Annotated in this window: 11 protein-coding genes; 8 read left to right on the forward strand and 3 right to left on the reverse strand. The window is 69.8% G+C overall.

Features of this window, described 5'->3' with window-relative positions; all coding sequences use genetic code 11:
- Positions 1 to 34 precede the first annotated feature (34 nt).
- Positions 35 to 1,351 (reverse strand): Glu/Leu/Phe/Val dehydrogenase, encoded by a 1,317-nt coding sequence (locus tag KF796_07865; protein MBX3586545.1) that lies wholly within the window; start codon positions 1,349 to 1,351, stop codon positions 35 to 37.
- An 86-nt stretch (positions 1,352 to 1,437) separates the two neighbouring features.
- Between KF796_07865 and KF796_07870 the strand changes: the two genes are divergently transcribed.
- Positions 1,438 to 2,673 carry an MFS transporter gene (locus tag KF796_07870; protein ID MBX3586546.1) on the forward strand — a complete coding sequence of 412 codons (1,236 nt, stop codon included), beginning with the start codon at positions 1,438 to 1,440 and terminating at the stop codon, positions 2,671 to 2,673.
- Between the two features lie 468 nt (positions 2,674 to 3,141).
- On the opposite strand, the gene argH is transcribed toward KF796_07870, so the two are convergent.
- On the reverse strand, positions 3,142 to 4,557 hold the full coding sequence (gene argH / locus KF796_07875) for an argininosuccinate lyase (protein MBX3586547.1): 1,416 nt from the start codon (positions 4,555 to 4,557) through the stop codon (positions 3,142 to 3,144).
- Between the two features lie 46 nt (positions 4,558 to 4,603).
- On the opposite strand from argH, the gene KF796_07880 reads away from it, so the two are divergent.
- Genes KF796_07880 through KF796_07890 form a run of 3 tightly spaced genes read left to right on the forward strand, consistent with a single transcriptional unit; the run spans position 4,604 to position 7,556 of the window.
- Positions 4,604 to 5,641, forward strand: a complete 1,038-nt coding sequence (locus tag KF796_07880) for a histidine kinase (protein ID MBX3586548.1) — start codon at positions 4,604 to 4,606, stop codon at positions 5,639 to 5,641.
- Positions 5,638 to 6,378 carry a response regulator transcription factor gene (locus KF796_07885; protein MBX3586549.1) on the forward strand — a complete coding sequence of 247 codons (741 nt, stop codon included), beginning with the start codon at positions 5,638 to 5,640 and terminating at the stop codon, positions 6,376 to 6,378. Before KF796_07880 ends, KF796_07885 begins: the two co-directional genes overlap by 4 nt.
- Before the next feature lie 26 nt (positions 6,379 to 6,404).
- Positions 6,405 to 7,556, forward strand: a complete 1,152-nt coding sequence (locus KF796_07890; GenBank protein ID MBX3586550.1) for an AI-2E family transporter — start codon at positions 6,405 to 6,407, stop codon at positions 7,554 to 7,556.
- A gap of 14 nt (positions 7,557 to 7,570) precedes the next feature.
- Here KF796_07890 and ppc read toward each other — a convergent pair whose 3' ends face one another.
- Complete coding sequence (ppc, locus tag KF796_07895) at positions 7,571 to 10,381, reverse strand: phosphoenolpyruvate carboxylase (protein MBX3586551.1); 2,811 nt, start codon at positions 10,379 to 10,381, stop codon at positions 7,571 to 7,573.
- Between the two features lie 88 nt (positions 10,382 to 10,469).
- Here ppc and hemC point away from each other — a divergent pair, with 88 nt between their 5' ends.
- From hemC to KF796_07915, 4 genes are all read left to right on the forward strand, one after another.
- Positions 10,470 to 11,387, forward strand: coding sequence for a hydroxymethylbilane synthase (hemC, locus tag KF796_07900; protein MBX3586552.1), 918 nt, complete (start codon positions 10,470 to 10,472; stop codon positions 11,385 to 11,387).
- Between the two features lie 98 nt (positions 11,388 to 11,485).
- Positions 11,486 to 12,268: a uroporphyrinogen-III synthase gene (locus KF796_07905; protein ID MBX3586553.1), complete on the forward strand. Its 783-nt coding sequence runs from the start codon at positions 11,486 to 11,488 to the stop codon at positions 12,266 to 12,268.
- Positions 12,265 to 13,341, forward strand: a complete 1,077-nt coding sequence (locus KF796_07910; GenBank protein ID MBX3586554.1) for a uroporphyrinogen-III C-methyltransferase — start codon at positions 12,265 to 12,267, stop codon at positions 13,339 to 13,341. The genes KF796_07905 and KF796_07910 overlap by 4 nt, the downstream gene beginning before the upstream one ends.
- Entirely contained in the window at positions 13,342 to 14,607 is a 1,266-nt protein-coding gene (locus KF796_07915; protein ID MBX3586555.1) for a heme biosynthesis protein HemY, read from the forward strand.
- Positions 14,608 to 14,635: the final 28 nt, after the last annotated feature.

Consider the following 14,635-nt stretch of genomic DNA (forward strand, 5'->3'; position numbering starts at 1 on the left):
ATCAACCGAAGGCGGATGCCGACGGTTCGCACCATCAGGGGTACAGGCCGCGCAGTTCCCGGGTGTGCAGGATGCGCTTGCAGGCCACGATGAAGGTGGCGGTGCGCAGGCTCACCTTGTGGTCCTGGGCCACCTGCCAGATGCCGGCAAACGCCGCTTTCATGATGCGCACCAGGCGGGCGTTGATCTCGTCCTCGTCCCAGAAGAAGCTGGAGAAATCCTGCACCCATTCAAAGTAGCTCACCGTCACGCCGCCGGCGTTGGCGATCACGTCGGGCAGCACCAGGATGTTGCGGTCGTGCAGGATGTCGTCGGCTTCGGGGGTGGTCGGGCCGTTGGCGCCCTCGATCACCATGCGCGCCTTGATGCGCCCGGCGTTGTCCTTGGTGAGCTGGGCTTCGAGCGCGGCCGGCACCAGGATGTCGCAGTCCACGTCCCAGAACTGGTCATTGGGGATGATCTCGGCGCCTTCAAAGCCGGCCACCGTGCGGTGCTCGGCCACATGCTTGAGCAGCTGGGGCACGTCCAGGCCGGCTTCGCGGTAGATGGTGCCGCCATGGTCCTGCACGGCCACCACGCGGGCGCCGGCCTCGGCAAACAGCTTGCCGGCCACGCCGCCCACGTTGCCAAAGCCCTGAACGATGACGCGGGCGCTGGCGATGTCCATGCCGATGTGCTTGGCCGCTTCGACGCCCACGGTGAACACGCCGCGGCCCGTGGCCTCGCGCCGCCCGAGCGAGCCGCCCAGGTCGATCGGCTTGCCCGTGACCACGCCGGTCGCGGTGGAGCCCTGGTTCATGGAGTAGGTGTCCATCATCCAGGCCATGATCTGCTCGTCGGTGTTGACGTCGGGCGCGGGGATGTCCTTGTTGGGGCCGATGATGATGCCGATCTCGCTGGTGTATCGGCGCGTCACGCGCTCGAGCTCGCCGCGCGACAGCCGGCGTGGGTCGACGCGGATGCCACCCTTGGCGCCGCCATAAGGCACGTTGACCGCGGCGTTCTTGATCGACATCCAGGCCGACAGGGCCATCACTTCCGACAACGTCACGTCCTGGTGGAAGCGCACGCCGCCCTTGCCCGGGCCGCGCGAGGTGTTGTGCTGCACGCGGTAGCCCTCGAAGTGCGCCACCGTGCCGTCGTCCAGGTGGATCGGCACGTCAACGATCAGCGCGCGCTTGGGCCGCTTGAGCGTTTCCACCCAGCGCGCCAGTTTGCCCAGGTAGGGCGTGACCCGGTCCACCTGCTGCAGGTAGATGCCCCAGGGTCCGAGGTTGGACGGGTCGAGGTAAGAGGGAAGGGCATTGGGGGACGGTGCGGCAGAGGAAGGCACACCGGGGGTACGCGACATGGAATCTCCTGAAAGAGGGCAAACTTGCTGACCTGAAGCGTAGGAGACCGCTGCGCCGGTGTCCAAGGCCGTGTTGGCCGAACATCATGCAAAGGACGCATAACGTGCCGTCAACCGATTCCCTGCCGGCCTCTGGCATCCGCCTGGTACCGCGCCGTATCCTGCCGGTGATTGTGCTCTCGCAGTTTGCGGGCACCTCGCTGTGGTTCGCGGTCAATGCCGTCATGCCCGACCTGCAGGCCGCCTGGGGCCTGCCCGCCAGCGCCGTGGGTTCACTGACCTCGGCGGTGCAACTGGGCTTTGTGGCCGGCACGCTGGTGTTTGCGCTGCTGCTGGTGGCCGACCGCTTTTCGCCATCGCGCGTGTTCATGGTCTGCGCGCTGCTGGGCGCGCTGGCCAATGCGGCGGTGGTGCTGCTCAGCGGTCAGTACGCCCTGCTGCTGGGGCTGAGGTTCTGCGTGGGCTTTCTGCTGGCGGGGGTGTACCCGGTGGGCATGAAGATCGCCGCCAGCTGGTACCGCGAGCGGCTGGACGCGGTGATGGGCGTGCTGATCGGCGCGCTGGTGCTGGGCACGGCGCTGCCCCATGGCCTGCGGGCGCTGGGCCTGGATGCCACCGGTGCCGGGGCTGGCGGACTCGCGCCCTGGCAGACCGTGATCCTGCTGGTGTCGCTGCTGGCCGCGCTGGGCGGCCTGGCCACGGCGATCTGGGTGCCCGACAGTCCGGATCTGGCCAGGGGCGCGCGCATCACGCCGCGTGCGCTGTCGGTGATCTGGTCAGACCGCCAGGTGCGTGCCTCGGTGTTCGGCTACTTCGGCCACATGTGGGAGCTGTACGCCTTCTTCGTGCTGCTGCCGCTGGTGCTGGCGACGCGTCTGGCGGGCGCGCAGGTCAGTGCGGCGGCGTTCTTCGTGATCGCCGCGGGCTTTGTGGGTTGCGCGGGCGGTGGCCTGTGGGCGCGGCGCATCGGCAGCGCGCGCGTGGCGGGGATTCAACTGGGCACCAGTGGCCTGTGCTGCCTGCTGGCGCCGTTGATGCTGGTGGCGCCGCTGCCGGTTTTCTTGCTGTGGCTGCTGGTGTGGGGCGTGACCGTGTCGGGCGATTCGCCGCAGTTCTCCACCCTGACCGCGCACAACGCCCCGCGCGAGATTGCGGGCAGCGTGCTGACCTTTGCCAACTGCATTGGCTTCATCATTTCGGTGGTCAGCATCGAGTTGTTCGTGCGCGCGTCGCACAGCCATTCGCTGGGGGCGGTGTTGCCCTGGCTGGGGCTGGGGCCGGCTTTGGGGCTGTGGCTGTTCCGTCCTTTGCTGCGGCGGTAGTCCGGGGTGTTTTTTTTTGAGTCCGCGCCTGCGCTCAAGCGCATGGCTGGGCCCTGCGGCCCAAGCCGCAGCCCCTTCGGGGGAGCCGCTGCAGTACTCAAAACTGCCAGGCCGATCAGAGCGGGCTTGACACCTGTAGCCAGCCAACCCAGTACGGCAGTTTTTCCGTGCTTCGCGCCTGCGGCTTTGATCGGGCCACAGGGCCCAGCCATGCGCTTGAGCGCGAGTACAAAAGCCCTGGCGCCCACAAGGAAGAACGCACGCCCCAAGCCTGCGGGTGGGGTGCAGCCCTTGCGCCACCGATCAAGAGTCCCGGGCGCGAAGCACGGAAAAACTGCCGTACCTCTCTAGCGTGCCAAGGGCGTCAAACCCGATCTGATCACGACCGCAGTTTTGAGTACTGCAGCGGCTCCCCCGAAGGGGCCGGGACTCTGGTGGCGCAAGGGCTGCGCCCCGCCCGCTGGCGGGCTACTTCAAACGCAAGCGATGCCGCGCCACCTGCGCCTTGACCTGCGCGGGCGCCGTACCACCCAGCGTGTTGCGGGCGTTCAAGGAGCCACGCAGGCTCAGATGCTCGTACACATCCTTCTCGATGGCCGGGTTGAATTCCTTGAGCACTGCCAGCGGCAGTTCCGACAGGTCCACGCTGTGCGAGATCGCGGCCTTCACCGCGTGCGCCACCGTCTCGTGGGCGTCGCGGAACGGCAGGCCCTTCTTGACCAGGTAGTCGGCCAGGTCGGTGGCCGTGGCGTAGCCGCGCAGCGCGGCCTGCTCCATGGCTTCGGGCTTGACGGTGATGCCACCTGCCATCTCGGCAAAGATGCGCAGCGTGTCCTTGAGCGTGTCCACCGTGTCGAACAGTGGCTCCTTGTCTTCCTGGTTGTCCTTGTTGTAGGCCAGCGGCTGGCCCTTCATCAGCGTGATCAGGCCCATCAGATGGCCCACCACACGGCCGGTCTTGCCGCGCGCCAGTTCGGGCACGTCGGGGTTTTTCTTCTGCGGCATGATCGACGAGCCCGTGGTGAAGCGGTCGGCGATCTGGATGAAGCCGAAGTTCTGGCTCATCCACAGGATCAGCTCCTCGCTCATGCGGCTGATGTGCACCATGCACAGGCTGGCCATGGCGGTGAACTCGATCGCGAAGTCGCGGTCGCTCACCGCATCCAGGCTGTTCTGGCAGACGCAGGGCGCGCCCTGCGCATCCACCATGCCCAGCGTGCGGGCCACGCGCTCGCGGTCCAGCGGGTAGCTGGTGCCGGCCAGCGCGGCGGCGCCCAGCGGCAGGCGGTTCACGCGCTTGCGCACATCAGCCAGGCGCTCGGCGTCGCGCGCGAACATTTCCACATAGGCCAGCATGTGGTGGCCAAAGCTCACGGGCTGGGCCACCTGCAGGTGGGTGAAGCCGGGCAGGATCACGTCCACATGCTTGTCGGCCATCTCGACCAGCGCCTTTTGCAGGTCCACCAGCAGCGCGTCAATCAGGTCGATCTCGCCGCGCAGCCACAGGCGCACGTCGGTGGCGACCTGGTCGTTGCGGCTGCGCCCGGTGTGCAGGCGCTTGCCGGCGTCGCCCGCGAGCTGGGTGAGCCGCGCCTCGATGTTCAGGTGGACGTCTTCCAGGTCGAGCTTCCATTCGAAGGCGCCGGATTCGATTTCGGTGGTGATCTGCGCCATGCCCTTGCGGATTGCGGCGTGGTCGTCAGCGGAGATGATGCCCTGTGCGGCCAGCATCTCGGCATGGGCCAGTGAGCCCGCGATGTCGGCCTGCCACAGGCGCTTGTCGAAGAACACGCTCGAGGTGTAGCGCTTGACCAGGTCGCTCATGGGCTCGGAGAAGAGCGCCGACCAGGCTTGGGATTTCTTGTCGAGTTGGTTCTGGGACATGTCAGGGGCAATAATCAGGTTCTGACCCCGATCAGGCGAAAGTTGGATGCAGGACTCGCAAATTTTATCGGCCTTCCAGGAACCGCCCGTGCTGCGGCCCGCGCAGCGGCCCGGGCACGCGCTGATTTTCGACGCCTGCCAGACCGGGGTGATCCTTCGCGCCGTGCTGTTTGTCGAGGCGGTGGTCGGGGTGGGCGCCATGTTTGGCGCAGGCGGATTCATGGACTGGCTGGCGCGCCTGTCGATGCTGACGGGCGCCGCCTTGCCCGCCACGCTGGCCTGGCTGATCGCGGCCTGCAGCGCCAAGCGGGTGCTGGCCCGGCTGCCGCGCACGGCGCAATATGCCTGCGGCGTGGTGCTGGGTGTGCTGGCGGGCCTGTATGGCTGCGCGCTGGTGGCGCTGGTGGGGTTCCTGGACAACGTGCCCTGGGTGGCGGCCGGCTTCACCGGGGCCCTGCTGGCCTCGGCGCTGGTCGCGGCCCTGGTCTGGCGGGCCAAGGCCCGCACCCCCGCCGACACCACGGCGCGGCTGACCGAACTGCAGGCGCGCATCCGGCCCCATTTCCTGTTCAACACGCTCAACAGCGCGATCGCGCTGGTGCGCCAGGACCCGGCGCGCGCCGAGTCGCTGCTGGAAGACCTGAGTGACCTGTTTCGCCACGCGCTCATGGACCCGGGCGACGCCGTGACGCTGGCCGAGGAAACCGCGCTGGCCGAGCGCTACCTGGCGATCGAGCAGGTGCGTTTTGGCGAGCGGCTTCGCGTGGAATGGTCGCTGGACCCGGCGGCCGCGGGCGCCCGGCTGCCGCCGCTGCTGCTGCAGCCGCTCGTGGAAAACGCCGTCAAGCATGGCGTGGAGCCCAGTGCGAGCGGCGCGCAGGTCCGCATCAGCAGCCAGCGGCGCGGCAGCAGCGTGGTGATCAAGGTCACCAACACCGTGCCGGGCGGCCAGGGGCAGCCCGGCCACGGCCTGGCGCTGGGCAATGTGCAGGACCGGCTGCGCCTGCTGCACGACGTGCAGTCGCAATTCCAGGCCGGGCTCAAGGACGGTGTCTACCAGGTGCGCATCGAGGTTCCCGCATGACGCTCAAGCTGCTGGTGGTGGATGACGAAGCGCTGGCCCGCTCGCGCCTGCGCACCCTGCTGGGCGACTGCACGGCACCCGCCGTTCATGTGGGCGGCGAGGCCGCCAACGCGGCCCAGGCCATGGAGTTGATCCAGCATGAACGGTTTGACGCCGTGCTGCTGGACATCCATATGCCCGGCGCCGACGGCATGGCCCTGGCCAGCGCGCTGCGGGCGTTGCCGCGGCCGCCGGCGATCATCTTCGTGACTGCCCACCCCGAGCACGCGGTGCAGGCCTTCGAAATCGACGTGGCCGACTACCTGACCAAGCCGGTGCGGCTGGAGCGGCTGCAGCTGGCGCTACAAAAAGCAGAGCGCCTGATGGCCGGCGGGCAAGGACCAGAGCCCGATCTGGCCCATGAAAGCCTGCTGATCCAGGACCGTGGCCGCACCGAGCGCGTGCCGCTGGCCGAGGTGCTGTATTTCAAGGCCGAGCTCAAATACATCACGGTGCGGACGCAGGCGCGCAGCTACATCCTGGATGGCTCGCTCAATGAGCTGGAGGCACGCCACAAGGGGCAGTTCATCCGGGTCCATCGCAACGCGCTGGTGGCGCGCCGCGCCATGCGCGCCCTTGAAAAGCACCATGATCCCGAGGAGGGCGACGGCTGGGCCGTGCGCCTGGCCGGCGTGGACGAGCTGCTGGCCGTCTCGCGGCGCCAGGTGGCGGCCGTGCGTGAAGCCATTGCAACCTGACATCGCACCGTGAACCCAGGAACCGCATGAGCCCCGAACCCGCCGAGACCGATCTCACCCCGCCGCAGCAGCAGCGCGTCCTGCTGCACATGCCGGTGGACGTGCGCAGCATGGCGCTGGTGGTGCTGGCCGTGCTTGCGGTGCTGGCCGTGCTGCGCTGGGCCAGCCCGTTCTTCATTCCGCTGATGCTGGGCCTGATGTTCAGCTACGCACTCTCGCCGCTCGTGAATGGACTGGAGCGTCTGCGCGTGCCCCGGGTGCTGGGCGCTGCGCTGCTGCTGCTGGCCATTCTGGGCGCGCTGGGCGGCACCGCCTACGCGCTCACCGACCAGGCCAACGCCGTGGTGGAGGCCCTGCCCAACGCGGCGCGCAAGCTGGGCGATGTGATGCGCCGCCAGCGCACGGCCCAGCCCGGGGCGCTGGAGACCGTGCAGAAGGCCGCGACCCAGCTGGAACGCGTGGCCGAGGAAAACGGCGGCGCGACCACGGCCGGCCGCGGCGTCACGCGCGTGCAGATCGAGCGGCCCCGGCTCAACATCAAGGACTACCTGTGGAGCGGCACGCTGGGCCTGATGAGCCTGCTGGGCCAGATCGTGGTGGTGACCTTCCTGACCTATTTCCTGCTGATCTCGGGCGACACCTTCCGGCGCAAGCTGGTGAAGATCGCCGGCCCCAGCCTCAGCCACAAGAAGATCACGGTGCAGGCGCTGGACGAAATCAACTGGCAGATCCAGCGCTACCTGCTGGTGCAGCTGGGCAGCAGCATCCTTGTGGGGATCGCCACCGGGCTGTCGTTCTGGGCGCTGGGGCTGAACAACGCGGCCGTGTGGGGCGTCGCGGCCGGGGTGCTGAACCTGGTGCCCTATGTGGGCTCGATCCTGGTCACGCTGGCGGCCGCGCTGGTGGCCTTCCTGCAGTTCGGTCAGGTCAACATGGCCATCTGGGTGGGCAGCGCCTCGCTGGTCATCAACATGATCGAGGGCTACCTGCTGACCCCCTGGCTCACCAGCCAGGCCAGCCGCATGAACCCGGTGGCCGTGTTCGTGGGCGTGCTGGCCTGGGGCTGGCTGTGGGGCGTATGGGGCCTGCTGCTGGGCATCCCGATCCTGATGGCGGTCAAGGCCGTCTGCGACCGGGTCGATGACCTCAAGCCCGTGGGCGAGCTGCTCGGGGCCTGAGCCCGGGCGCGCGCTCAGCCCGTGTTGCGCAACCCCGCCGCAATGCCGTTGATCGAGATGTGGATGCCGCGCTGCACGCGGTCGTCGGCCTTGCCTTCGCGGTAGCGGCGCACCAGCTCCACCTGCAGGTGGTGCAGCGGGTCAATGTACGGAAAGCGGTGGCGGATCGAGCGGGCCAGCGCGGCGTTGTGGGCCAGGCGCTGCTTGTCGCCGGTGATCTGCGACAGGGCGTCGGCCGTGCGCTGCCACTCGACCTCGATGGCGCTGAAGATCTTCTTGCGCAGCCGCGCATCGGTCACCAGCTCGGCGTAGCGCGAGGCCAGCGCCAGGTCGCTCTTGGCCAGCACCATGTCCATGTTGGACAGCAGGGTGCGAAAGAACGGCCACTGCCGGTACATCTTCTGCAGCAGCGCCAGGCCCTCGCGCCTGGGCTGGCCCGGCGTGTGGTTCAGGAACTGCTCGATGGCCGAGCCAAAGCCATACCAGCCCGGCAGCGTGAGCCGGCACTGGCCCCAGCTGAAGCCCCAGGGAATGGCCCGCAGGTCCTCGATGCGCTGGCTGGCCTTGCGCGAGGCCGGACGCGAGCCGATGTTGAGCTCGGCGATTTCGCGGATGGGCGTGGCGTTGAAAAAGTACTCGGTGAAGCCCGGGGTTTCGTAGACCAGCGCCCGGTACGCGGCCATGCTGGCGCGCGACAGCGCCTCGGCGGCTTCCAGGTAGGCCCGCGTGGCGGGCTTGGTGGGCTGCAGCAGCGTGGCTTCGAGCGTGGCGGCCACCAGGGTCTCGAGGTTGCGCCGGCCGATCTCGGGGTTGGCGTACTTGGAGCCGATGACTTCGCCCTGCTCGGTCAGCCGGATCTGCCCGCGCACCGTGCCCGGCGGCTGGGCCAGGATGGCCTGGTAGCTCGGGCCGCCGCCGCGGCCCACCGTGCCGCCGCGGCCGTGGAACATGCGCAGCTGGATGTTGTGGCTGTTGGCGAGCTGGTCGAACAGGTCCACCAGCGCGATCTCGGCGCGGTACAGCTCCCAGTTGCTGGTGAAGATGCCGCCGTCCTTGTTGCTGTCGGAGTAGCCCAGCATGATGTCCTGCTCGGCGCCGCTGCGCTGCACCAGTTGCGCGATGCCGGGCAGGGCGTAGAACTCGCGCATGATGGGCGCGGCGTTGCGCAGGTCCTCGATGGTCTCGAACAGCGGCACCACGATCAGGTCGTTGCGGGCCGCGTGGTCCAGCGTGCCCTGCATCAGGCCCACTTCCTTTTGCAGCAGCAGCACCTCGAGCAGGTCGCTCACGGTCTCGGTGTGGCTGATGATGTAGTGGCGGATGGCCTGCTTGCCAAAGCGCTCGCGCATCAGGCGGGCCATCTCGAAGATGGCGATCTCCTTGCGCGCATGCTCGGAGTAGCTGGCCCCCACCACGCGCAGTGGCCGCGCGTCGTTGAGCAGGCGGATCAGCAGCGCGCGCCTGGCGATTTCATCCAGCGCCGCATAGGCCGGCTCGACCCGGGCCGTGGCCAGCAGCTCGGCCACCACCTCCTCGTGCTTGTCCGAGCTTTGCCGCAGGTCCACCGTGGCCAGGTGGAAGCCGAACACCTCGACCGCGCGCACCAGCGGGTGCAGCCGCTGCGCCACCAGGGCCGCGCCATGGTGCTCGAGCAGCGAGGTTTCGATCACGCGCAGATCGGCCAGGAACTCCTCGGCCAGCGCATAGGGGTTCTGCGGGGCCACGGCATGGCGCGCCGCGTCGCCGCCGGTCAGGGTCTTGAGCGTGGCCGCGAGCCGGGCGTAGATGCCGGTCAGCGCCAGGCGGTAGGGCTCGTCCTGGCGGTGTTCGTTGCTGTCGGGCGAGCGCGCGGCCAGCGCCTGCATGGCGGGCGTGCAGTCCACCAGCATGGCCGACAGCGAGAGCTCGCTGCCCAGGCGGTGCACCTCGGTCAGGAAGTGGCGCAGCGCCACCTCGGCCTGGCGGCGCAGCGCGTATTCCAGTGTCTGCGCGCTCACATTGGGGTTGCCGTCGCGGTCGCCGCCAATCCACTGGCCCATGCGCAAAAAGCTGGCCACGGGCTGGTGGCCGAGCTCCTGCTCGAGTTCGGCGTAGATCTTGGGGATCTCGCGCAGGAAGGTGGACTCGTAGTAGCTCAGCGCGTTCTCGATCTCGTCGGCCACCGTGAGCTTGGTGAAGCGCAGCAGCCGGGTCTGCCACAGCTGCATCACGCGGGCGCGGATCTGGGTCTCGTTGGCCGCCAGCTCGCGTGGCGCGAGCGCGTCCTTGGGCAGGGCGCGGGCCTTGATCTCGTCGCGTGCGGTCAGCAACTGGGCGATGTCGCGCTCGGCGTCCAGGATGCTCTTGCGCTGCACCTCGGTCGGGTGGGCCGTGAGCACCGGAGACACATAGGCCGCGGCCAGCGTCTGCGAGATGGTCTTGGGCGCAATGCCGGCCCAGCGCAGGCGGGCCAGCGCCACCTCGATGCTGCCTTCCTGGGTGTCACCCGCGCGCTCGTGCACGATGCGCCGGCGGATGTGGTGCCGGTCCTCGGCCAGGTTGGCCAGGTGGCTGAAGTAGGTGAAGGCGCGGATCACGCTTACGGTCTGGTCGCCGCTCAGGCCCTTGAGGCGCTTCTTGAGCGCTCGATCGGCCTCCTGGTCGGCATCACGGCGGAACGCCACCGACAGCTTGCGCACCTGTTCCACCAGCTCATACGCTTCCACGCCCTCCTGGTCGCGGATCACGTCGCCCAGGATGCGGCCGAGCAGGCGGATGTCCTCCACCAGCGGCCGTTCGTTGTCGCGGGCACGGCGCGAAGGGGTGTCGGGGCGGGTCTTTTCCACGGTGGGGGCTTCCTCGGAGTGCTTAATTTTTCGGCAGCGTGCATGCTAGCATCGACTCCCCCCAAAGCATTACAGGCAGGTTACGAGATTGAGCAAGATAGTGATCGCCACGCGCGAAAGCCGGCTGGCCCTGTGGCAGGCCGAGCATGTCAAGGCCTTGCTGACCCGCCAGGGCCATGAGGTGAGCCTGCTGGGCATGACCACCAGGGGCGACCAGATCCTGGACCGCTCGCTGAGCAAGATCGGTGGCAAGGGCCTGTTCGTCAAGGAGCTCGAAGTGGCGCTCGAGCAGGGCCAGGCCGACATCGCCGTGCACTCGCTCAAGGACGTGCCCATGGACTTGCCCGATGGCTTTGCGCTGGCCTGCGTGATGGAGCGCGAGGACCCGCGCGATGCGCTGGTGTCCGGCCAGTACGCGTCGCTTGCCGCGCTGCCCCAGGGCGCCGTGGTCGGTACCTCGAGCCTGCGCCGCGTGGTGCTGCTGCAGGCGCAGTTTGCGCAGCTGGGCCGCACCGACGTGCGCATCGAGCCCTTGCGCGGCAACCTCGACACGCGGCTGCGCAAGCTCGATGAAGGGCAGTTCGACGCCATCGTGCTGGCCGCGGCCGGCCTCAAGCGGCTGGGCCTGGGCGAGCGCATCCGCGCGGCCTTCGAGCCGGCCGAGATGCTGCCCGCCGCAGGGCAGGGCGCGCTGGGCATCGAGGTGCGGGCCGACCGCACCGACCTGATGGAGGCGCTGGCGCCGCTGTCGCACCAGACCACCTGGCTGGCCGTGGCGGCCGAGCGCGCCGTGAGCCGGGCCATGGGCGGCAGCTGCTCCATGCCGCTGGCCGCCCACGCCACCTTTGCCGGCGAATACCTGCAGCTTCAGGCGGCCTGGGGCGACCCCGAGGGCCGTGTGGCGCTGGTGCGCTCGCGCTCGGCCGCGGCCGTGGCCGACCTTGCCGCGGCCGACGCCCTGGGCACGGCCGTGGCCGCCCGGCTGCGTGATGCGGGTGCGCGCTGACATGGCCCCCACGCTTGCCACTGCGTGTGCTGCGCTGCCCCCCGAGGGGGCTGCAGTCGCCTTGGGGCGGCTCGGCGGCGTCTGAGGCGCGGCCCGCCATGCGCGTGCTCGTGACCCGGCCGGCGCGCGAGGCGCAGCGCTGGGTCCATGACCTGGCGGCGCAAGGCCAGGACGCGATCGCCCTGCCTCTGATCGAGATTGCCCCGGCACGCGACCGCGCGCCGTTGCAGCAGGCCCGGCAGGCGCTGGACGGCTACCAGGCCCTGATGTTTGTCAGCGGCAACGCCGTGGACCACTTTTTCGAGCAAAAAGTAGCTGGAGTCCAGGAAGGGCGGCCACTTCTTGCTATTAAAAACAGAGCATGGGCGACCGGCCCCGGAACCCGCGACGCGCTGCTGGCCGCCGGCGTGCCGGCCGCCCAGATCGACGCGCCGCAGGCCGATGCCGAGCAGTTCGACTCCGAGGCACTGTGGCAGCGGGTCAGGGGCAGCGTGCACGCTGGCGACCGCGTGCTGATCGTGCGCGGCGCGGATGCGCAGGGCCGCGTCAGCGGGCGCGACTGGCTGGCGCAGCAGCTCGCGGCAGCCGGTGCCCGGGTGCAGGTGGTGTCGGCCTACGAACGCCACGTCCCCGCGTGGACCGCGCAGCAACGGGCGCTGGCGCAGGCCAGCGCCGGTGACGGGACGGTCTGGCTGCTCAGCAGTTCCGAGGGGATCGCCCATCTGCGCGGCTGGCTGCCCGCGCAGTCCTGGCAGCGCGCGCGTGCCGTGGCCACGCACCCGCGCATCGCCCAGGCCGCGCGCGAGGCCGGCTTTGGTGTTGTATGCGAGTCACGGCCCGCCCTGGCCGATGTGGTCGCGTCGATAGAATCGTTCGCATGAATCCCGATGAGCCTGTGACCCCGCCTGACGCGCAGGCCGGTGCGCCTGTCGGAACCCCGGTCTCCCCCGCTGCGGGCGAGGCACCCGCGGCGGCCCCGGCCTCGCGCGCCTTGTTGTGGGTGGTGGGCCTGGTGGCGCTCGTGGCCCTCACGCTGAGCGGCCTGCTGTGGCAGAAGCTCGCCACCATCCAGGAACACCTGGCGCGCCAGAGCGCCGATGCCGGCGCCCATGCCATCGAGGCCCGCGCGCTGGCGCGCCAGGCCCAGGAGCTGGCGCGCGACACCGCCGCCCGCCAGGCCGTGGCCGACACCCGGCTGGGCGAGGTGGCGCTGCAGCGCACCCAGCTGGAAGAACTGATGCAGACGCTCTCGCGCTCGCGCGACGAGAACCTGGTCATTGACATTGAATCGGCCGTGCGGCTGGCGCAGCAGCAGGCCCAGCTCACCGGCAGCGTCGAGCCCCTGCTGGCCGCGCTGCGCACGGCGGACCAGCGCATCGCGCGAGCGGCCCAGCCGCGGCTGGCCCGCCTGCGCGCCGCGATCGGCCGTGACATGGACCGCATCAAGGCCACCAGCGTGACCGACATGCCCGGCCTGCTGGCGCGGCTGGACGAACTGGTGCGCCAGGTGGACGACCTGCCGGTGACCAATGCCGTGCCACTGGGCGGCCTGCCGCGGCCGGCCAAGCCTGAGGCGGCCGCGGCAACAACCCAGTGGTGGCAGCGCGCGCTCACGCTGCTGCGTGACGAGGCGCGCAACCTGGTGCGCGTCAGCCGCATCGAGCAACCCGAGGCGGCGCTGCTGGCGCCCGAGCAGTCCTTCTTCCTGCGCGAGAACCTCAAGCTCAAGCTGCTCAACGCGCGGCTGGGCCTCCTGGCGCGCCAGACCGAGTCCGCGCGGGCCGACCTGGCGGCGGCTTCGGCATCGCTCAACCGCTACTTTGACCCGGCCGCGCGCAAGACCCAGCTGGCCGCGGGCCTGCTGCAGCAGGTCCAGTCGCAGATGCGGGCGGTGGAGTTGCCCCGCGTGGATGAAACGCTGGCGGCCTTGTCCACCGCCTCGGCGGGCCGCTAGATGAGGGCGGCGCTGTGGCTGCTGGCCCTGTTCGGCGTGGCCGTGGCCGTGGCCCTGTTCGCCGGCGAGAACCAGGGCACCGTGACGCTGTTCTGGGCGCCTTACCGGATTGACCTGTCGCTCAACCTGGTGCTGCTGGTGCTGTTTGGCGCCTTTGTGCTGGTGCATGGCGCGCTGCGGGCGCTTGCCGCGCTGCTGGACCTGCCCCGCCAGGCGCTGCGCTGGCGGGTGCAGCAGAAGGAGCGTGCCATGCACGGGGCCTTGCTTGACGCGCTGTCGCAACTGACGGCCGGGCGCTTCCTGCGGGCCCGCAAGTCGGCCGAGGCGGCGCTGGCCCAGGAAAAATCTTTGTCAGCCGGCGGCCATGCACCCGGCAACAGCGCCCAGATCCGCGCGCTGGCCCATCTGCTCGCGGCCGAAAGCGCGCAGTCGCTGCAGGACCGGGTGGCGCGAGAAGCCCACCTGCACCAGGCCATCGAGCAGGCCACCCGGCGGCCGGCGTCGCAGGTGGTGCAGGAAACCCATGAAGGCGCGGTGCTGCGCGCGGCGCGCTGGTCGCTTGACGACCGGGACCCGCAGGCCGCCGTGGCCTGGCTGTCGGGCCTGCCGCAGGGCGCGGCGCGCCGCACCCTGGCGCTGCGGATCAAGCTCAAGGCCGCGCGCCAGGCGCGCCAGACCGCGGTGGCGCTGGACACGGCGCGGCTGCTGGCCAAGCACCGCGCGTTCTCGCCGCTGGCGGCGCAAAGCATTGTGCGCGGCCTGGCCACCGATCTGCTGAACGCCGCGCACGACACCGCGCAGCTGCAGCGCGCCTGGGATTCGCTGGAAGCCACCGAGCGCCAGATGCCCGAGCTGGCCGTGCACGCGGCGCAGCGCGTCATGACGCTGGGCGGCGATGCCTTTGTGGCCCGCGCCTGGCTGTTGCCCGTCTGGGAGCGGGTGGACGGCATCACCGACAGCCTGCGTGTCAAGCTGGTGCGTGCGCTGGAGGCCGGGCTGGATTCGATCGACGGCGCCTGGCTGGCGCGCATCGAGCAGGGGCATCAGGCCAACCCGCGCGACGCCACGCTGCAGTACCTGGCGGGCATGGCCTGCATGAGGCGCCAGCTCTGGGGCAAGGCTCAGCTCCACCTGACCCAGGCGGCGCTGGGGCTGCAGGACGCCGCGCTGCACCGCAATGCCTGGCGGGCGCTGGCCACCCTGGCCGAGCAGCGTGGGGATGCCGCCGCTGCGGCCCAGGCCTGGAAGCAGGCCGCGCAGGCCTGACGCGTGGATGCTTCGCGGGGCCGCTGAG

The sequence above is a fragment of the Ramlibacter sp. genome, from assembly GCA_019635435.1.
GTDB lineage: Bacteria > Pseudomonadota > Gammaproteobacteria > Burkholderiales > Burkholderiaceae_C > JAHBZM01.

Excerpts from the sequence above, each read along its gene's own strand:
- KF796_07865 (MBX3586545.1), bottom strand. The coding sequence starts at position 1,351 with ATGTCGCGTACCCCCGGTGTGCCTTCCTCTGCCGCACCGTCCCCCAAT.
- KF796_07870 (MBX3586546.1), top strand. The coding sequence starts at position 1,438 with ATGCAAAGGACGCATAACGTGCCGTCAACCGATTCCCTGCCGGCCTCT.
- argH (MBX3586547.1), bottom strand. The coding sequence starts at position 4,557 with ATGTCCCAGAACCAACTCGACAAGAAATCCCAAGCCTGGTCGGCGCTC.
- KF796_07880 (MBX3586548.1), top strand. The coding sequence starts at position 4,604 with ATGCAGGACTCGCAAATTTTATCGGCCTTCCAGGAACCGCCCGTGCTG.
- KF796_07885 (MBX3586549.1), top strand. The coding sequence starts at position 5,638 with ATGACGCTCAAGCTGCTGGTGGTGGATGACGAAGCGCTGGCCCGCTCG.
- KF796_07890 (MBX3586550.1), top strand. The coding sequence starts at position 6,405 with ATGAGCCCCGAACCCGCCGAGACCGATCTCACCCCGCCGCAGCAGCAG.
- KF796_07905 (MBX3586553.1), top strand. The coding sequence starts at position 11,486 with ATGCGCGTGCTCGTGACCCGGCCGGCGCGCGAGGCGCAGCGCTGGGTC.
- KF796_07910 (MBX3586554.1), top strand. The coding sequence starts at position 12,265 with ATGAATCCCGATGAGCCTGTGACCCCGCCTGACGCGCAGGCCGGTGCG.
- KF796_07915 (MBX3586555.1), top strand. The coding sequence starts at position 13,342 with ATGAGGGCGGCGCTGTGGCTGCTGGCCCTGTTCGGCGTGGCCGTGGCC.